17 protein-coding genes and 1 tRNA gene are annotated in these 18613 nt (G+C 69.7%); 4 read left to right on the forward strand and 14 right to left on the reverse strand.

What is annotated here, in order from left to right; genetic code table 11:
• Position 1 precedes the first annotated feature (1 nt).
• Entirely contained in the window at positions 2 to 454 is a 453-nt protein-coding gene (locus tag V4F39_RS02610; protein ID WP_332287680.1) for a pyridoxamine 5'-phosphate oxidase family protein, read from the forward strand.
• A gap of 113 nt (positions 455 to 567) precedes the next feature.
• Here the strand turns inward: V4F39_RS02610 and V4F39_RS02615 are convergent.
• A tRNA-Asp gene (locus V4F39_RS02615) sits at positions 568 to 644 on the reverse strand.
• A gap of 141 nt (positions 645 to 785) precedes the next feature.
• Positions 786 to 1205, reverse strand: a complete 420-nt coding sequence (gene rnk / locus V4F39_RS02620) for a nucleoside diphosphate kinase regulator (RefSeq protein ID WP_332287681.1) — start codon at positions 1203 to 1205, stop codon at positions 786 to 788.
• A 459-nt stretch (positions 1206 to 1664) separates the two neighbouring features.
• Here rnk and V4F39_RS02625 point away from each other — a divergent pair, with 459 nt between their 5' ends.
• Together V4F39_RS02625 and V4F39_RS02630 are read left to right on the forward strand one after the other, a co-directional pair.
• Positions 1665 to 2294: an FxDxF family PEP-CTERM protein gene (locus V4F39_RS02625; protein WP_332287682.1), complete on the forward strand. Its 630-nt coding sequence runs from the start codon at positions 1665 to 1667 to the stop codon at positions 2292 to 2294.
• Between the two features lie 107 nt (positions 2295 to 2401).
• Positions 2402 to 3613 carry a threonine ammonia-lyase gene (locus V4F39_RS02630; RefSeq protein ID WP_332287683.1) on the forward strand — a complete coding sequence of 404 codons (1212 nt, stop codon included), beginning with the start codon at positions 2402 to 2404 and terminating at the stop codon, positions 3611 to 3613.
• A gap of 40 nt (positions 3614 to 3653) precedes the next feature.
• On the opposite strand, the gene V4F39_RS02635 is transcribed toward V4F39_RS02630, so the two are convergent.
• From V4F39_RS02635 to V4F39_RS02645, 3 genes are read right to left on the reverse strand one after another with little or no spacing between them, the layout of a single operon-like run.
• A complete protein-coding gene (locus V4F39_RS02635) occupies positions 3654 to 4406 on the reverse strand; it encodes a GntR family transcriptional regulator (RefSeq protein WP_332287684.1) in 753 nt (250 codons plus the stop codon).
• A gap of 47 nt (positions 4407 to 4453) precedes the next feature.
• On the reverse strand, positions 4454 to 5191 hold the full coding sequence (locus tag V4F39_RS02640) for an aspartate/glutamate racemase family protein (protein ID WP_332287685.1): 738 nt from the start codon (positions 5189 to 5191) through the stop codon (positions 4454 to 4456).
• Positions 5192 to 5208: 17 nt separating this feature from the next.
• On the reverse strand, positions 5209 to 6687 hold the full coding sequence (locus V4F39_RS02645) for an NCS1 family nucleobase:cation symporter-1 (RefSeq protein ID WP_332287686.1): 1479 nt from the start codon (positions 6685 to 6687) through the stop codon (positions 5209 to 5211).
• 251 nt (positions 6688 to 6938) lie between these two features.
• Here V4F39_RS02645 and V4F39_RS02650 point away from each other — a divergent pair, with 251 nt between their 5' ends.
• Positions 6939 to 8141: a ProQ/FINO family protein gene (locus tag V4F39_RS02650; protein WP_332287687.1), complete on the forward strand. Its 1203-nt coding sequence runs from the start codon at positions 6939 to 6941 to the stop codon at positions 8139 to 8141.
• 63 nt (positions 8142 to 8204) lie between these two features.
• On the opposite strand, the gene V4F39_RS02655 is transcribed toward V4F39_RS02650, so the two are convergent.
• From V4F39_RS02655 to V4F39_RS02695, 9 genes are all read right to left on the reverse strand, one after another.
• A complete protein-coding gene (locus tag V4F39_RS02655; RefSeq protein ID WP_332287688.1) occupies positions 8205 to 10049 on the reverse strand; it encodes a tannase/feruloyl esterase family alpha/beta hydrolase in 1845 nt (614 codons plus the stop codon).
• Positions 10050 to 10180: 131 nt separating this feature from the next.
• Positions 10181 to 11080: an AraC family transcriptional regulator gene (locus V4F39_RS02660; RefSeq protein ID WP_332287689.1), complete on the reverse strand. Its 900-nt coding sequence runs from the start codon at positions 11078 to 11080 to the stop codon at positions 10181 to 10183.
• 11 nt (positions 11081 to 11091) lie between these two features.
• A complete protein-coding gene (locus V4F39_RS02665) occupies positions 11092 to 11793 on the reverse strand; it encodes an ABC transporter ATP-binding protein (protein ID WP_332287690.1) in 702 nt (233 codons plus the stop codon).
• A gap of 522 nt (positions 11794 to 12315) precedes the next feature.
• A complete protein-coding gene (locus V4F39_RS02670; RefSeq protein ID WP_332287691.1) occupies positions 12316 to 13068 on the reverse strand; it encodes an ABC transporter ATP-binding protein in 753 nt (250 codons plus the stop codon).
• A gap of 11 nt (positions 13069 to 13079) precedes the next feature.
• Positions 13080 to 14039: a branched-chain amino acid ABC transporter permease gene (locus V4F39_RS02675; protein ID WP_332287692.1), complete on the reverse strand. Its 960-nt coding sequence runs from the start codon at positions 14037 to 14039 to the stop codon at positions 13080 to 13082.
• Positions 14040 to 14110: 71 nt separating this feature from the next.
• Positions 14111 to 14983, reverse strand: a complete 873-nt coding sequence (locus V4F39_RS02680) for a branched-chain amino acid ABC transporter permease (protein ID WP_332287693.1) — start codon at positions 14981 to 14983, stop codon at positions 14111 to 14113.
• 25 nt (positions 14984 to 15008) lie between these two features.
• Entirely contained in the window at positions 15009 to 16181 is a 1173-nt protein-coding gene (locus V4F39_RS02685) for an ABC transporter substrate-binding protein (RefSeq protein ID WP_332287694.1), read from the reverse strand.
• Positions 16178 to 16978 carry an alpha/beta fold hydrolase gene (locus V4F39_RS02690; RefSeq protein ID WP_332287695.1) on the reverse strand — a complete coding sequence of 267 codons (801 nt, stop codon included), beginning with the start codon at positions 16976 to 16978 and terminating at the stop codon, positions 16178 to 16180. Before V4F39_RS02690 ends, V4F39_RS02685 begins: the two co-directional genes overlap by 4 nt.
• Positions 16975 to 18543 carry a benzoate-CoA ligase family protein gene (locus tag V4F39_RS02695; RefSeq protein ID WP_332287696.1) on the reverse strand — a complete coding sequence of 523 codons (1569 nt, stop codon included), beginning with the start codon at positions 18541 to 18543 and terminating at the stop codon, positions 16975 to 16977. The genes V4F39_RS02690 and V4F39_RS02695 overlap by 4 nt, the downstream gene beginning before the upstream one ends.
• Between the last annotated feature and the right edge of the window lie 70 nt (positions 18544 to 18613).

An 18613-nucleotide genomic window follows, 5' to 3' on the forward strand; every position in this document is an offset into this window, starting at 1 on the left:
GATGGACGCCGCGACCCAACGCAAGATCCTGGCGCTGTTGGAGCAGCACCGTGTCATGACGATCGCCACGCTGCGGCCCGACGGCTGGCCGCAGGCGACGACGGTGGGCTATGCGAGCGAGGGCCTGACGCTTTACTTCATCTGCGGAAAGGACAGCCAGAAGGCGGCCAACCTCGCGCACGACGACCGCGTGTCGCTGACGATCGACGACGACACGCCGCAGGTGATGGACATCACGGGCCTGTCGATGGCGGCACGCGCCCGCGCGGTGGATGACCCGGCCGAAGCGGAGAAAGCCCTGCAGCTGATGATGGCGAAATACCCGCCCCAGAAGTCGATGCCCGGCCCCATGCCCACGGCCGCCGACGTCGCAGTGTTCCGCGTGTCGCCCGTGGTCATCTCCGTGCTGGACTACACCCAGGGCTTTGGCCACACGGACCTGGTGATGTGCTGACGTGCCGATCGACCCCCGGGGGCCCACGGGGTCCGAGGCTGCGGCAGGCCGCAGCGCGTGGGCCAAAAAGCACAACGGGCTGCAGCATCTCTGCTGCAACCCGTTGATTTTGTTGGCGGAGTGGACGGGGCTCGAACCCGCGACCCCCGGCGTGACAGGCCGGTATTCTAACCAACTGAACTACCACTCCTGCGGCGTCCGCATTGCTGCGAAGAGACCACTGACCGGCTGCGCGTTGCCGTGCAACCGAGTCCATGACTATAGCACAGCTTTTTGGACTGTGAAGCTTTTTGGGTGGGGACGCGTCACGCTCCGGTCGCTGCGGCCGGCATCAGGCGAGGTAATCCCCCGCGGCTTCGGGTTGGAACAGCACGGAAACCAGCGCGGCGCCATGGCTGCGTCCGTCCGCCGTCCCCCATCGCACGGTGCTGCCGGCCGGCAGGCCCAGCAGTTCCATGCCCAACGGAGACATCACCGACACCGCACCCGACGCCGGATCCGCGTCCGCCGGGTAGCGCAGCGTCATGGTGCTGCACTGCTCGGTCGCCGGATCCCACAGTTCGACGCGCGAGTTCATCGTCACCACATCGCGCGGGATCGCCTGCGACGGCACGACGTCGGCAGCGTCGAGCAGCTTGCACAAGGGATGGTTCGCCTGCGCGAGGGCGGATCCAGCGGCTCGCTGGACGAGCCGGGTCAGGCGAATGTGGTCGAGTTCGGTCAACGTGCGTTCCAGCACTGCGGCTTCCATGGGGTGCTCCGGAATAGGGGTGGCGCGGGTGGGTGGGAGCCCGGCGACCTGGAGAACTGCGCGAAGAGAGGAAGGGCTGGTCGCCGGGCTCAGGCCTGTGCGGCCATGGGACGGGGCGTTGCCCGTCGGTTTCCGGCGAGAACGCACGCGCCATCGTGCCCACCCGCAACCTTGGGGGCTGCAGCGGCGCTGATGAGGGTGATGGCACACGACATAACCCACAGTTTAAGGCGCGAGACGCCGCCTTTGCGGTCAACACACTGTGGCTACGGCGCTACGGCGCCCCGCGAAGCAGCGCCACCGAAGCGGCGCAACCGCGGACGATTTGGCAAACCGATGCGCCCCACGGCGTCGGCCCTTGGTTCGCGGGGGCGCGCCGGCGCGGACACGTTTTGATACTGCAGCCCTTCGCTCCCGGACCTCGGGAGCGTGCAGTACCACCACCTCGCAGGGCCCTCCATGAAGTACCTCCTCGCCTCCGCCGTCGCCGCTCTGGCCGTGACCGGCTTCTCCGCGAATGCTGCCACCAACCTCGTCACGAACGGCAGCTTCGAAGCCACGACGCAGGCCGCCGGCACCTGGAACATCTACAGCAGCCTGCCGGGCTGGACCAGTGGCCCGCGCGGCGTGGAACTGCGCAACGACGTGGCCGGCTCGGCGTTCGACGGCAACAACTTCATCGAGCTCGACACCACGGGCAACAGCTTCATCGCCCAGGCCATCGCCACGTCGTTCGGCGAGCACTACACGCTGAGCTTCTCGTACTCCGCCCGTCCGGGCACGGCCTCGCTGGGCGCGCACAGCAACGACATCCTGGTGATGTGGGGGCTCAAGCCGATCACGCTGCTGAGCGCCACGAACGCGACGTCCGAGCACCAGTGGAGCACCTACAGCTTCGACGTGACCGGCTCCTACGGCCACTCCACCGTGCTGTCGTTCTGGGCGCTCGGCAAGAGCGATACGCACGGCGGCTCGCTGGACAACATCTCGCTGACGACGCCGGTGCCCGAGCCCGAAACCTACGCGCTGATGCTGGGTGGCCTGGCCGCGCTGGGCATGGTGGCTCGCCGCCGCCGCCAGCCGCGCTGATCGGCCGGCGCCTGCGGCGCAACGCGCCGTGGCCGCCTCCCGGGCGAACAAGCTGCGATCATTGACGGACCTCGGCGCACGCCGCCGGCCCGTCGAAGGAAACGATCGTGACAGCGACGCTCACCGTGCAAGACATCCACGCCGCCGCCGGTCGGCTGCGTGGCCATCTGCTCGAAACCCCCTGCCTGCCCTCGCGGACGCTGTCGGCCATCGCCGGCTGCGAGGTGTTCCTCAAGTTCGAGAACCTGCAGTTCACGGCCTCCTTCAAGGAGCGCGGCGCACTGAACAAGCTCTCGCTGCTGACGGAAGACGAACGCCGCCGCGGCGTGCTGGCCGTCTCGGCGGGCAACCACGCCCAGGGCGTGGCCTACCACGCTCAGCGCATGGCAACCCCCGCCACCATCGTGATGCCGCGTTTCGCACCCGCGGTGAAGGTGGACAACACGCGCCGGTTCGGCGCCACGGTGGTGCTGGAGGGTGAGACCTTCGACGAGGCACGCGCCCATGGCCTGCAGCTGGCCGAACAACGCGGCCTGACGCTCGTGCACCCCTACGACGATCTCGACATCGCCGCCGGCCAGGGCACCATCGGCCTGGAGATGCTGGCCCAGCAGCCCGACATCGACACGCTGGTCGTGTCGATCGGCGGCGGTGGCCTGATCAGCGGGCTGGCCGTGGCGGCCCGGGCGATGCGGCCCGGGATGCAGATCGTCGGCGTGCAGACCGATCGCTTCCCGGCGGTCTTCAACGCCAAGCACGGCGAGCAGCGCGCCTGCGCGCAGACCACCGTCGCCGACGGCATCGGCGTCAGCGCCCCCGGCGCACTCACCGTGCCGCTGATCCGGCAGCTCGTCGACGACGTGTTGCTGGTGGGCGAGGACACGATCGAGCAGGCCATCCTGATGCTGCTGGAGATCGAGAAGACCGTCGTCGAGGGGGCCGGCGCCGTCGGCCTCGCGGCGCTGCTCGCCCACCGCGCCCGGTTCGCGGGCCGCAAGGTGGGCCTGGTGCTCTCGGGCGGCAACATCGAGCCCCTGCTCCTGGCCGAGATCATCCACCGGGGCATGGTCAAGTCGGGCCGGCTGGTGCGGCTGCGCGTCAACGTGCGCGACGTGCCCGGTTCCCTCGCGGTGGTGGCGCGCCTGCTCAGCGAGATGGGCGCCAACATCGAGGAAGTGCAGCACCAGCGCGCCTTCAGCTCGCTGCCGGTGGAGCGCGCGCAAATCGACGTGGTGATCCAGACCCGCGGCGATGCGCACGTCGACACGATCATCTCGACGATGAACGCGCAGGGCTTCGATACCCAGCGCATACGCTGACGGCAACAGCCACGGAAGCCCCTGCGGCGGGGCGGCGTCCTCAGGCCAGAAGCGCCTTCACCAGGTCGAGCTGCCGATCGCCGCGTTCCGCGTCGAGCTGCAGGCTGGCTTCGATGCGGTCCAGGTGGCCGATCATGCTGGCGACGGCCGCGTCGGCATCGCCCCGGCGGCACAGGCGCAGGAACTCCGCGTGCTCGTCCGACGAGCAATGCGGATCGTTGGCAGAGTGGTACAGCATCGCGATCAGCGAACTGCGCGCCACCAGCTCACGCACCAGTTCGGCCAGCACGCGGTTGCCGGCCGCCTCCGCCAGCACGACGTGGAAATCGCCCAGCAGCCTCTCGCGCACGGTGGTGCCGGTGGCAGCGGATTCGCGCAGCGTGTTGCGCTCGACGCGGATGTGCTGCTCCAGCATCTGGAAGTCGCGCGGCTTCGCGCAGGCGACGAAGAGGCGCACCACCTCCGCCTCCAGGATGCGGCGCACGCCGAACACCTCGCGCGCCTCCTGCACGGTGGGGCGGCTGACGAACGCGCCCTTGTCGGGAATGATCTCGATCAGCTTGTCCTTCGACAGCATCAGCAGCGCCGCGCGCACCTTGGTGCGGCTCACCGCGTACACGCGGCCCAGCGCCTCCTCGCGCAGCCAGGTGCCGGGCGGCAGCCGCTTCTCGACGATGGCGGTTGCCAGGTCCTGCGCGATGCCCTCCACCGAGGCCTGCTTGTCGGCCACGCCGCCTGCGGGCTCCACGGCGGCAGGCGGCGAAGACTCGGGGTTCTTGCGGGCGCGCGGCATGGCCGGCATTGTGGCCCACCAGCCAGGGCGCCGCGCCGGGCCGCGGCTCATCGGGCCAGCGAGAAGCCCTCCAGCAGGCCGGCCATCGGCTTCGGCAGGGGCCGCGCCAGCTCGCCGCGCTTGCTGGTGCGCAGGCGCAGCGCCACCAGCGACTCCACCAGCTGCGTCGCTGCCGTCACGCCGTCGATCACCGGCACGCCCAGCACGTCCGCCACGTGTTCGCACAGGTCGGCCATGCCGGCGCAGCCGAGCACGATGACGTCGGAACCGTCCTCGTCCAGCGCGCGCCGGCATTCGGCGACGATGCGCTCTCGGGCCTGCGAACCGGGTTCCTCCAGTTCGAGCACCGGCAGCTCGCAGGCCCGCACGTTGGCGCAGAAGCGCTCCATGCCGTAGGCCTCGGCCAGGTGGCGTGCCTGCCCGATGGTGCGGCCCAGTGTGGTGACCACGCTGAAGCGGCTGCCGATGAAGCTCGCCATGTGCATCGCGGCCTCGGCGATGCCGATCACCGGCCCGCGCGCCAGCTCGCGCGCGGCCTTCAGCCCCGGGTCGCCGAAACACGCGATGACGTAGCCGTCGATGCCGTCGCGCTCGCCGGCCGCGATCTCCTGCAGCAGGCCGGGCACGGCCAGCGCCTCGTCGTAGTGGCTTTCGATGGACGCCGGCCCCATCGCGGGGCTGACCGCGACGATCTGCGTGCCCGGCCGCGCCACGGCGCGGGCGCAGGCGCCGATCTTCTCGGTCATGCTCCAGGTGGTGTTGGGGTTGATGATCTTGATGCGCATGGTGGTCTCTGGAGAAGTCAGCCCTTGCGGTTGAGCAGGGCGTAGATGACGAAGCCCAAGCCCATGCCGATGAACCAGGCGTAGTTCGCGGCGCCTCGCCAAGCCGGCACGATCACGCACAGGATGGGGATCAGCGCCGACGGGATCATCGCGAGCACCGCCTTCGGGTTGTAGCCGTTGCGATACCAGTAGCTGCCCTGGCGGTCCATCGTGTAGAGGTCGTCGACGACGATGCGCTGGCGGCGCACGATGTAGTAGTCGGCGATCAGGATGCCGAACAGCGGGCCGATGAACGAACCCAGCACGTCCAGCGTGTAGTGGATGACCTCGGGGTTGTTGTAGAGGTTCCAGGGCGTCAGGAAGATCGAGCCGACCGCGGCGATCATCCCGCCGGTGCGCCAGCTGATGTGCTGCGGCGCGACGTTGCTGAAGTCGAAGGCCGGCGACACGAAGTTGGCCACGATGTTGATGCCGACGGTCGCGATCATGAAGGTGAGCGCGCCCAGCACCACGGCGGTGGTGCTGTCGATCTTGCCGACGGTGTGCACCGGGTCGGTGATGAGCTCGCCGAAGACCGGCAGCGTGGCGGCGGTGGTGATGACCGTCAGCAGCGAGAAGAAAACGAAGTTGACCGGCAGGCCCCAGAAGTTGCCCTTCTTCACCGCGTCGAAGCTCTTGCCGTAGCGCGAGAAGTCGCCGAAGTTCAGCATCGGGCCGCTGAAGTAGCTCACCACCAGCGCGATGGCCGAGAGCATCACCGGCAGTGCGTCCCAGCCCTGGAACTTCACGCCGCCCAGGTTCAGGTCGATGTTCCGCCAGCCCGCCTTCCACACCAGCCAGCCGCACAGGATGGCCATCACCACGTACACGCCGGGGCCCGCCCAGTCGATGAACTTGCGGATGGCTTCCATGCCGTGCCAGAACACGAAGGCCTGCAGCACCCACATCACCATGAAGGCGACCCAGCCCAGCGTCGACAGGCCCACGAAGCCGTGCTGCGTGACGTCGGCGTACGGCGCCAGGTTCGGGAAGAAGTGCAGCGCCAGGATCATGAAGGCGCTCGACGCCAGGTAGGTCTGGATGCCGTACCAGGCCACCGCGATCAGCCCGCGGATGATGGCCGGGATGTTGGCCCCCAGCACGCCGAACGATGCGCGGCACACCACCGGGTACGGCGCCCCGGTCACCTGGCTGGGCTTGGCCACCAGGTTGCAGAAGAACTGCACGATGACGATGCCCACCAGCAGCGCCACCAGCACCTGCCAGCTCGACAGGCCGAGCGCGAACAGGCTGCCCGCGGTGATGTAGCCGCCGACGCTGTGCACGTCGGACATCCAGAACGCGAAGATGTTGTATTGGCCCCAGGTCTGCTTCTTCAGCGGCGCAAGGTCCTCGTTGGTCAGGCGCGGGTCGTAGCCCGGCTTGATCAACGCGTTGGATTCCGTGTGCGCGGGGGCGGCCGCCGGGGCCGCGCCTGCACTGATGGCTGTCGTCATGGAAAGCTCCTCTGCGGGAAGGGGGTCGGCGGGCGGTGGAACTGCAGCGGAAGAACCGCCTGCCGCTGCGTGCCGCGGACTGCAGCGACGCATGCGATATTTGTATACAAAAAATGGGTGCAATCAAGTCGATCGAGGGTCGTCCTGCTTGGGGCTTTCCCTATTGGCGAACGGCGGGCGGGTGCGGCGGGGGGTCGGCGGGTGGCGGCAGGCACAATCCGCCCTTCGCGCCGATTTGACCGACGCCTGCCATGACCGCGAACGCTTCCGATACCCCTGCCCAGCCACCGCAAGACGACGGCACCCCCGTGCCCGCGCCTGCCGCCATCGACACGGCCGCCCCGGCGCCCGCGCCACAGGACGCCCCTGCCACGCCGACGGCCGCTGCGGCAGACGCCGCCGCGCCGGAGGTGCCCGACGTGCCAGAGGCGCCCACCGCGGCACCTGCACCGCAGGCGGCTGGCGAGGCTGCACCAGCCGAGGCCCCGGCCGAAGGTGCTGCCCAGGCCCCTGCTGCCGCGAACGAACTGTCGCCCGCTGCCTGCGGCGCGCTGCTGGCCGAACGCTTCCCGGCGCTCTTCGGCGCCACCCCGAAGCCGCTCAAGCTGCGCATCCAGGCCGACATCCAACAGCGCGCGCCCGGCGTCTTCACCAAGCGCGCGCTGTCGGCCTTCCTGCATCGCTTCACCACGGGCAACGCCTACCTGAAGGCGCTGTCGACGTCGACCGAACGGTTCGACCTCGACGGCCAGCCGGCCGGCGAGCTGAGCGAAGAGCACCGCAACGCCGCGGCCACCGAGCTGGCGCGCCGCAAGGCCCTGCACCAGGAACGGCGCCAGCAGGAGAACCAGGCCCGCCGTGAACGCGAGATCGAAGCGGCCAAGGCCCGCCGCCAGCAGGAAGCCCAGGCCGAGAAGGCCGCGCGGGCGCAGCAACGCCAGGCCGTCGAGGCGGACAAGGAACGCCGCGAACGCGCCGACCTGCTCTACGCCTCGCAGCGCACGCCGCTGACGCTGGCAAACTTCGCCGCGCTCAAGGGCATGACGCTCGAGGCGCTGGAAGCCGTGCTGGCCCAGGCCCGCAAGGAAGAAGCCGAACGGCCGCCCCGCCCCGCGCAACCGCCCGGCCAGCGCCATGCGGGCCATCGCGGCCCGCAGGACGGGCCACGGCCTGAAGGCCGGCCGGGGGGCGATCGGCCGCCGCGTGACCGGCGTGGCGACGGCAACCGTCCGCCCCGCCGTGAAGGCCCCGGCCGGCCCGGTGGCGACCGGCCCGGCCGGCCCGAACGAGCCGCCGGGCAGCCTGCCGGCCAACCGCGGCCCCGCCCCGCGCGGCAGCACGACGACCGGCCCGCCCCGCGCCGGCAACCTGAAGGCCCTGCTGCATCGGGCACCCCCTCGGGCGCCGAACCGAAGGCCGACCCGAAGCCCGCCGATTCCGACGGCAAGGCGTGAAGCCAAAGGCCGCGCCGATCGCTGGCGCGGCCTCCTTCATGACGTCTGCGGCATCACTTCATCTCACCGGCAGGCGTAGCTCGCCGCCGCTTTGACGTCGCCGCCGACGTACGCCAGCTTCTTCGGGTACAGGCACAGCGGCCGGCTGACGGCCTTGTCGGCGGTCTCGACCACGATGGTCTCCGGCGCCCTGCCGTTCTCCACCCAGTCCACCAGCACGTTGAACAGCTGGTTCGGGGCCGGCAACGGCGGGTTGGCCGCGGGGCTGACCCCGGCCACGCCGTTGGCGGAGCCCACGCCCGAGCAGTGGCCCATGCCGGGCACCATGAAGAGCCGGTAGAACTGCTGCGCCGCCGCGTAGCCCCCCACGACGTTGGACGCCCGCGTGTAGTAGTTGATCGAGCCTTGCGGCGGGATCAGCACGTCGGCCAGCCCGTGGTACATCAGCATCTTGCCGCCGCGGTCCCGGAAGGCCGTGAGGTCGGGGTTGTCGGTGTTGATGTTCGCGAACGAGGCCTGCAGCGCCACGCCCTGCGCGGAGGCGTTGGCCAGCTCCGCGTAGGTCAGCGTCTTCCAGCGGTCCGCGCCGTTGCCGGTCGCGTTGACGAAGCCCGGCGTGGCGTAACGCGCATCCTGCAGGCTCAGCGCCACGGTGTCCGACGCGATGGTGAACGGCGCCGGCACGCCGTTGGCCGAGCCCGCCAGCCCGTTCAGCGCCGTACCGCGCGTGAGGCCGTACCAGAGCTGGTTCGACGCGGGGTACAGGTTGTAGCCCACGTCCGCCGCCGGCGAAGGCACCGAGCCGTCGGCCGTCTGCCCGTACCAGATCTTGTTGAAGGCCTGCGCCTGCACCGTGCTCACGCAGGCGGCCGTGGCGTTGGTGCCGCCGCTGGCCGTGCACAGCACCGAGGCGTCCTGCGTCGGATCGTAGCGGCATTGCGCGGGGTCGCTGACATAGCCGTCGTGCTGGCCGTTGAGCTGCGTGTCGCAGGCGCTCACCGCCGCGGCCGACACCAGCGCGAGCTGCGCGGGCGTCAGCGGCACGCCGCCCAGGTCGCGCTGCATCACCACCTGCGGGTACAGCTCGGCGGTGATGAACTTCGTCCAGTTGAAGGCCGGCGCGCCGGCCAGGATGCCGTCGAAATCCGCCGGATTGGCCTGCGCCTCCTTGTGGCCCTGGCGGCCGCCGGTGGAGCAGCCGTCCCAGTACGAATACTTCGGCGCCGAGAGGAAGAAGCCGGTGGCCAGCGCCTTGGTCTTCACCGCCATCTCGTGGATGCCGCGTTCGGAGAAGTCCTTCCACAGCGTCGTGTTGATGCTGCCGTCGGGGTTCATCGCGAACGAGCCGGTGCCCGACACCGTGTGGCCGGTGTCGGTCACGGCCGTCACCGAGCCTTCGGAGGCGGCGAGCGTGGCCGCGTTCAGGCCGCCGATGGCCGTCAGCGAGCTGATGGCCGAGCCGCCGGCCCAGCCGCCGCCGCCCAGCACGCGCACGCGGTTGTTCCACTTCGCCTGCGCCGGCAGCCACACCTCGATGCCGATGCCGGCCGAGGTCGACGGCGCATCGGCCGGCCCCGGATGGCCCGGGCCCACCATCAGCTTGACCAGGCACACGTCGCTGGCGGCCTTGGTGCCACTGGCGGCGCCCGACAAGGTGAGCACGTCGCCCTGCTTGAAGGCCTTGACCAGCGTCACGGTGGTGTCGGCATTGGGCTTGAACGCGGTCTTCAGGCTCTCGTCGCAGGCCAGCGCCACCGGCGTGGCGGGCGCGGGGCTGCCGCCGCCGCCATCGCCGCCGCAGGCCGCCAGCAGGGACGTGCCCGCGGCCGCCGCGGCCCAGGCGCCCAGCAGCGCCCTGCGGCGGGCCGTGGTGTCGCGGCCCTGAGCGGTCGCGAAGGTCTTCGTCATCGTTGTCTCCTCGTCGTGGGGTCCATCGCCCAGCCCCGTTGGCCGGGCCGCGGCCACGATAAGAAGCACACCCCTTCGCCGTCTGTCGGATTGCTGCGCGGCTTGTCGGAAAGCTGGGTTTCGCGATGCGCCTACCGGCGCCGCAGGCGGGCCGGCGTCACGCCGGTGATGCGGCGGAAAGCCTCGGTGAAATGGGCCTGGGTCGCAAAGCCCAGGTCGAGCGCGATGTCCACGATCGGCCGCTCGGGCTGCTGCGTCAGCCACTGCACCGCGCGGTCGATGCGCCGCTGCTGCACGAAGCGGTGCGGGGTGATGCCGAAACTGCCCTTGAACGCCCGCGCGAAGTGGAAAGGGCTCAGCGCCACCTCGCCGGCCAAGCGCGACACGCTGAGGTCTTCACCGAGGTGGCCGTCGATGAGCGCCACCACGCGTTGCCGCTGCAGGGCCGACAGCGCCGCCGCCCGGCGCGGCGCGGCCTCGGGCTTCGGGGCCGCATGCGCCTGCTGCAGGCAGCCCAGCAGCGCGAGCGTCAGCCCCTCGGCATAGAGCCGGCCGGCGGGCGCACCCTGCCGCGCCTCCTCGAACAGCAGGAATGCGAGGCCCGCGATGCGCTCGTCGAACAGCTCGTGGCGGGTCTGCAGCGTGAAGCCGGGCGCGGCCTCGTGCAGCAGGGGCTCCAGCAGGTCGGCCGTGAACTGGAGCGCGATGCACCGGCCTTCGCTGCCCTTCCACTCCGAGCGGTCCATCTCGTAGCCGGTGCCGTACAGCTCGACCATGCGCGGCGCGGTGTGCAGCGCCAGCTCGCGCAGGCCGGTGCGGTACCAGCGCCGGCCGGTGCCTTCGGTGGCGACGAGCACGGTGGGCGCGTCGCAGTAGGTGGGCCCGCGCACCTCCTGGGCCGGGATGCTGTTCCAGCGCACCGGCACGCCGCCCCAGTTCGGCGGCTGCGGCAGCAGCAGCGCGCCCTCGGCGTCGCGCGCCTGGTCGGCATCCACGCAGACAGCGCGGCGCACCGCCTGCATCTCTGCCATGTCGGTGCGCGTCAGACGCCCAGGTAGTCGGCCAGGCGGTCCTTCGCCTCGGCCAGTTCACGCGAAGGCCCGGCCAGTTCGATCCGGCCCTTCTGCATCACCACCGCCTGCTCGGTGTGTGCCAGCACCTTGCGCCAGTCGCGGTCGACGATCAGCGTCGCGATGCCGGTGGCGCGGATCTCGCCGATCACGCGCCAGATCTCGGCCACGATCAGCGGCGCCAGGCCCTCCGTGGCTTCGTCGAGGATGATCAGGCGCGGGTTGGTCATTAGCGCACGGCCGATGGACAGCATCTGCTGCTCGCCGCCCGACAACTGCTGGCCGCCGTGGTCCAGCCGTTCCGACAGCCGCGGGAAGGTCTGCATCACGCGGTCGAAGGTCCACTCGCGGCGGCCGTCGAGGCCGGGTCGCTCGCTCATCACGAGGTTCTCGCGCACGCTCAGGTTCGGGAAGATGCCGCGCCCTTCGGGCACGTAGCCGATGCCCAGCCGCGCCATCTTCTCGGGCGGCTGGCCGGTCACGTCCTTGCCGTCGACCTGCACGCGGCCCGAGGCGGGCTTCACGTAACCCATCAGCGAGCGGATCAGCGTGGTCTTGCCCATGCCGTTGCGGCCGAGCAGGCCGACCGACGTGGCCGCGGGGATCTCCACGTCGACGCCACGCAGGATGTGGCTGTCGCCGTAGTAGGTGTTGAGGCCCTGGATCTTCAGCATGGTTGGGTTTCCTTGGCCTGGCTGCCTTGTTTGGCGCTGGGGTTGGTGAGGTGACGGGCTGCGGGGTGGGCGGTTATGCGGGAGCGTGCGACCGAGGCGGTCGGCGCGTTGCGCCGACTTCCTTGCGGTGCTCGGTCGATGGGGCCCTCCGCAGACATGTTGGTGATTCGCGCTGCTGGCGTACTCGCTTCGCCTCGTACACCGTCGAGCAGGTGCGTGGGGTTCTTCGGCAAACAGAACCACCGGTGCCTGCGCGGCAGGCGGTGCCCGCTGGGGGCGATTTCTGGGGTGGCGAGAAGCGCAGGGTCGAGGTCGGCGCGCGCAGCGCGCTTCAACATCTGACTTGCCGCGTCTGTTTGAGCGCAGTGAGCGAAGCGAACGTAGCGAGTTATGCGGCACGACCTCGGCCCGAGCATCGCAGCGGAGTCGGCCCGCAGGGCCGACCACCCCGGCATGAGCCCCCAGCGGGCACCGCCTGCCGCGCCCGCCCGCCTCACCAGCAAGCCAAGGCAACGGTCCATCTCAATGCGCCGCTTCGTGGTCGCCGAGGTACGCCGTCAATACCTCGGGGTGCGTGCGGATGTAGCCCGGTTCGCCGGTCGCGATCACGCTGCCGTTGACCATCACCGTGATGCGGTCGGCGATGCGGAACACCGCGTCCATGTCGTGCTCCACGAGCAGCACCGCGTGCGATGCCTTCAGGCGCTGCAGCAGCGAGAGCATGCGGTCGGTTTCTTCCGCGCCCATGCCGGCCAGCGGCTCGTCGAGCAGCAGCACGCGGGGTGACGTGGCCAAGCACATCGCCACTTCGAGCTGGCGCTTGCCGCCGTGGCTCATCGTGCCTGCGATGCGCAAGGCCTCGTCGGCCAGGCCGGCGGCTTCGAGCGCCGCGTGGGCCGCCGCGTTGCTGCGTTCGCACGCGGCCGACGCCTGCCACAGCGCCCAGGGCTTCGCGTGCGCGGCCTGCGCGGCGAGGCGGCAGTTCTCGTGCACGGTGAACTCCGGGAAGATCGTCGTGCGCTGGTAGCTGCGCCCCACACCGGCCAGCGCACGGCGCGGCTGCGACCAGCCGGTGATGTCCTGCCCGTCGAAGTGGATGCGGCCGGACGACGCCGCGATCTCGCCCGACAGCATGTTGATCAGCGTCGACTTGCCGGCGCCGTTGGTGCCGATCACGGCATGCACCTCGCCCACGTGCAGGTCGAGCGCGACGTTGCCCACCGCCACCAGCCCGCCGAAGCGGCGCGTGAGGGCTTCGACACGGAGCATCGGCATCACGGCGCTCATCAGGCATTCCCCTTCGGTGACAGGCGCTCCATCAAGCCGATCAGGCCCTTGGGCAGCAGCGCGACGAACACGATGATGGTGATGCCCAGCGAGAGCTGCCAGTGGTCGGCGAGCGGCCCGACCAGCGCGTGGGTGGAGAACAGTTCCTTCAGCAGCGTGAACGCCACCGCGCCGATCACAGCGCCGCGCAGGTGGCCCAGGCCGCCGAGGATGATCATCAACAGCACGTCGCCCGACACGTGCCACGACAGCATCTCGGGGTTCACGACGCCGTCGCGCGACGCCACGAGAAAGCCCGCCAGACCGGCCAGCGCACCGGCGATGACGAAGGCCGCGAGCTTGTAGCCGTAGGTCGGGAAGCCGGTGGCGCGCATGCGCTGCTCGTTGACGCGGATGCCCGCCAGCGCCGCGCCAAAACGCGAACGGCGGATCAGCGCCAGCAGCCCGTAGGTGCCGGCCAGGCCGGCCAGCGCCACGTAGAAGAGCGTGAGCCGGTTCTCCAGGTCGATGGGGCCGACCGACGGGCGCACGTAAAGGTAGATGCCGTCGCTGCCGCCGCCGAGGCTCGTGTCGTGGAACACGAAGTACGCCATCTGCGCGAAGGCCAGCGTCACCATGATGAAGTACACGCCCTTGGTGCGCAGGCCCAGGGCGCCGACGAAGAGCGCGTAGCCCGCGGCGCCCAGCATGGCCAGCGGCAGCAGCACGGCGATGGAGCCGCCGCTGTCGCCCGAGCCGAGCACCGTCACGTAGGCGCCGATGCCGTAGAACGCCGCATGGCCCAGGCTCACCAGGCCGGTCATGCCGACGACGAGCTCCAGGCTGAGCGCGAAGATCGCGAGGATCATCACCTTCAGCACCAGGTCGGTGAGGTAGGGGCTGAGGGTGGGGGCGAGTGCGCCGAGCGCGGCCACCACCAGCAGCGGCACCGCCATCGACTTGAGGTTCGACGCTTGCATGGAGGGGCCTTGGGAGGGCTTTTTCAACGGCAGCGGGGCTTGCAGGGACGTGGTCATGCCTTCTCCCCCGCTCAGGCCTTGCGGCCCATCAGGCCTTCGGGGCGCCAGATCAGCACGATGGCCATCAGCACGTAGATGCCCATGCCGCTGAGTTCGGCGAAGAACACCTTGCCGAAGGTGTCGACGAAGCCCACCAGCAGCGAGGCGACGAGCGCGCCGGTGATCGAGCCGATGCCGCCGATCACCACCACCACGAAGCAGATGATCAGCACGCTGCCGCCCATGCCCGGGTACACGCTCGACATGGGCGCCGCGATCATGCCGGCCAGCGCGGCCAGCGCCACGCCGGCCGCGAACACGATGCGGTACAGGCGCTGGATGTCGATGCCCAGGCCCCGCACCATGTCGCGGTTGCTGGCGCCGGCGCGGATCATCATGCCGAGCTTGGTGCGGTTGACCACCCAGTACAGCGCCACCGCCAGCACGATGCAGGCGCCCGAGGCGAAGAGCCGATACCACGGGTAGCTCATCACGTCGCCGAGCGCGAAGCTGCCTTCCAGCCACGGCGGCACCTTGACGCCGTGCACATCGTTGCCCACCAGGATGGAACGCAGCTCCTCGAACACCAGGATCAGCGCGTAGGTCATCAGCACCTGCTGAAGATGTTCACGCTGGTACAGGTAGCTGTAGAACGCCCACTCCAGCAGGTAGCCGAACACCGCCGCCAGCGCCACGCCTACCGCCAGCATCACCAGGAACTGGTCGCCGAACAGCGGGCTCAGCGCAAACGCCATGTAGGCGCCCAGCATGTAGAAGCTGCCGTGGGCCAGGTTGATGACGCCCATGATCCCGAAGATCAGCGTCAGCCCCGACGCCAGCAGGAACAGCAGCAGCCCGTACTGAACCGAGTTCAGGCACTGGACCAGGAAGGTCGCGATGTCCATGTCACGCTCTCAGCCGCGAGTGGGCTCAGTTCCTGCAGCCGCGGGCGGGGTCGGACAGCTGCTTGGAAGCGATGCCGACCACCTTGTTCTCCTTGCCGTCGACCTTGCGCAGGTAGATGTCCTGGATCGGGTTGTGCGACTTGGACATCGTGAACACGCCGCGCGGGCTGTCGAACTTCGCCTTCTCCACCGCCGCCGCGAACTCGGCCTTCTTGCTCACGTCGCCCTTCACCGCGTTCAGGCCCGTGGCCAGGATCTGCGCCGCGTCGTAGCCCTGCACCGCGTACACGTCGGGCTGGATCTTGAACGACTTGGCATAGGCCAGTCGGAAGGCGTTGTCCTTCGGCGTGTTCAGGCCGTCGGCGTAGTGCAGCGTGGTCAGCAGGCCCTGCGCCGCGTCGCCCTGCGCCTCCAGCGTGCCGTCGGTGAGGAAGCCCGGGCCGTACAGCGGGATGGTCTTGTTCAGGCCGGCCGCGGCATAGTCCTTGACGAACTTCACCGCGCCGCCACCGGCGAAGAACGCGAACACCGCATCGGGCTTGGCCGCGGCGATCTCGGTCAGCAGCGCCTGGAACTCCACGTTCGGGAACGGCAGCGTGATCTGCTTCGAGACCTTGCCGCCCTCCTTCTCGAAGCCTTCCTTGAAGGCGTTGGTCATCTCCTCGCCGGCCGCGTATTTCCAGGTGATGGTCATCGCGGTCTTCTTCTTCTCCTGCTTGGCAGCGACGGTGCCCATGCCGTAGGAAGACTGCCAGTTCGAGAACGAGCTGCGGAAGATGTTCGGTGCGCACATCGGGCCCGTCACCGCATCGGAGCCGGCGTTGGGCACGATCAGCAGGGTGCCGCTTTCTTTGGCCGCGCGCGCCATGGCCATCGCCACGCCCGAGTGCACGGTGCCGACGATCACGTCGACGTTGTCGCGCTTGATGAGCTTGTTGACGTTGTCGGTGGCCTTGGCGGGGTCGGATTCGTCGTCGACCTTGAAGAACTCGATCTCGCGGCCGCCGATCTTGCCGCCCTGTTCGTCGACGTAGAGCTTGAAGCCGTTCTCGATCGCCACCCCGAGCGCGGTGAAGGTGCCGCTGTAGGGCAGCATCAGCCCGACCTTGAGCTTGGCGCCTTGCGCCATCGCGAGCGGAGAGGCCAGGGCCAGCGCGGCGGCGAGTGCCGAGGCAGCGAATGCGGTCGATCGGATCATCGTGGTCCCCTTGTGGTGTGGTTGGTGCGGATGAAGGCCTGGGCGGCAGCGATCACCGCCACCGGCTGGTCGCGATGCGGCGAGTGGCCGCACGCGGGAAGCTCCAGCAGCTGCGTGCCCGGGCGCAGCCGCTGGATGGTACGGATCTGTTCGAGCGTGCCGTATTCGTCGTCGAGCCCCTGCACGGCGAGCAGCGGCGCCTCGATGCGCGCCACCTCGGCCTCGATGTTCCAGCTGCGGAACGCGGGGTCGAGCCAGATGCCGTTCCAGCCCCAGAACGCCGAATCCGGGTCGTCGTGGTAACGCGCCAGGCGCTGCTTCAGGTCGGTGGTGAGGTAGGCCTGCTTCGCGCCTTCGATGCTGGTGACCGACAGCGCTTCGACGAAGAGGTGGGGCGCCAGCACCATGGCGCCGGCCACCGCGTGGCGCGCGGCGTACAGCAGCGCGATCGAGCCGCCGTCGCTGTGGCCGAAGAGCCAGGGCGTGTCGATCTCCAGCGCATCGAACAGCGCCGGCAGCACCTCGTCGGCCTGCCGGTGCATGAAGTCGGGCGCCCAGCGCTCGTCGGCCGCGCGCGGCGTGGAGCGGCCGTAGCCGGGGCGCGAGAACACGAGCCCGCGCACGCCCAGCTCCTCGCAGAAGCGCTGCGGGAAGTCCTTCCACATCGACACCGAACCGAGCCCTTCGTGCAGGAACACGACCAGCGGTGCCGCGCTGTCCTGCGCCCGCAGCCAGGCATGCTCGATGCGCACGGGCTGGCCGCGCCAGTGGATGGTGACGAACGCCGTACCGCTCATGCCTGCTTCTCGCGCTCGCGCAGCCGGAAGCGCTGGATCTTGCCGGTGGCGGTCTTGGGCAGCTCGTCGACGAACTCGATGAAACGCGGGTACTTGTAGGGGGCGAGCCGCTCCTTCACGAAGGCCTTCAGCTCGGCGTCGGTGGCGGCCGCGCCGGGCTTGAGCACCACGAAGGCCTTGGTCTTGGTGAGGCCCTCGTCGTCCTCCTTGCCGATGACCGCGCTCTCCAGCACCGCGGGGTGCTGCATCAGCGTGGCCTCGACCTCGAACGGCGAGACGTAGATGCCGCTGACCTTGAGCATGTCGTCGCTGCGGCCGGCATAGGTGTAGTAGCCGTCGGCGTCGCGGCTGTACTTGTCGCCGCTCTTGGTCCAGCCGCCCTGGAAGGTCTCGCGGCTCTTCTCCCGGTTGGCCCAGTACATCAGCGCCGAACTGGGGCCCTTGATGTAGAGGTCGCCCACCTCGCCGACCGGCACCGGCTGGCCGGCCTCGTCGCGCAGCTCGATCTCGTAGCCTTCCACCGGCCGGCCGGTGGTGCCGTAGCGGATGTCGCCCGGCCGGTTGGAGATGAAGATGTGCAGCATCTCGGTGGAGCCGATGCCGTCGATGATCTCGGCGCCGAAGTGCGCCTTGAAGCGCTGGCCGATCTCGGCCGGCAGCGCCTCACCCGCCGAGGAGCACATGCGCAGGGCCACCGCGTCCTTCGCCGGCAGGTCGGGCGAGGCCAGCATGCCGGCAAAGCCCGTGGGCGCGCCGAAGAACACGGTCGGCTTGAGGCCGGCCTGCGCTTCGCTGGCACCCTGCCAGCGGCGGAAGGTGGCGGCCGGCGTCGGCCGCTCGGCCATCAGCACCACGCTCGCGCCCACGCTGAGCGGGAAGGTGAGCGCATTGCCCAGGCCGTACGCGAAGTACAGCTTGGCGGCCGAGAAGCACACGTCGTCTTCCGTCAGGCCGAGCACCGGCTTGCCGTACAGCTCGGCCGTCCAGTAGGGATTGCCGTGCGTGTGCACAGTGCCCTTGGGCTTGCCGGTGGAGCCCGACGAGAAGAGCCAGAAGCCGGGATCGTCGGGGCTGGTGGGTGCCGGTGCCACGGCCGGCGCATGGGCGGCCAGCAGCGCATCGAACGCCTGCGCGCCGGCCGGAAGCTCGCCGGTGGGGTGCGAGACGATGAGGTGCCGCAGCTCGTTCGGCGCCTTCTCCATCGCGGCCTGCAGCGTGGACAGCAGCGCGCCCGACACCAGCGCCGCCTGCGCGCGGCTGTTGGCCAGCATGTAGGCGTAGTCGTCGGGCGTGAGCAACGTGTTGACGGCCACCGGGACCACGCCGGCGTGCATCGCACCGAGGAAGCTCACCGGCCAGTGGTTCACGTCGTGCATCAGCAGCAGCACACGCTCCTCGCGGCGCAGGCCGAGCGCCTGCAGCGCGGCCGACAGGCGGCGCACCCGCTCGTCGAACTGGCCGTAGGTGAGCGCGCCGTGGTCGTCGATGTAGACCGTCTTGCCCGAACGCCCGGCGTTCAGGTCGAGCAGGTGCTGCGCGAAGTTGAAGGTACTGGGCAACGTCATCTCATATCTCCTCGCACAGGCATGTCCACCTCTTTGCTCGCTGACCCCGGCATGCGCCGAAGACCCAGCG

Source organism: Aquincola agrisoli (assembly GCF_036621135.1).
GTDB classification, from domain to species: Bacteria; Pseudomonadota; Gammaproteobacteria; order Burkholderiales; family Burkholderiaceae_C; genus Aquincola; species Aquincola agrisoli.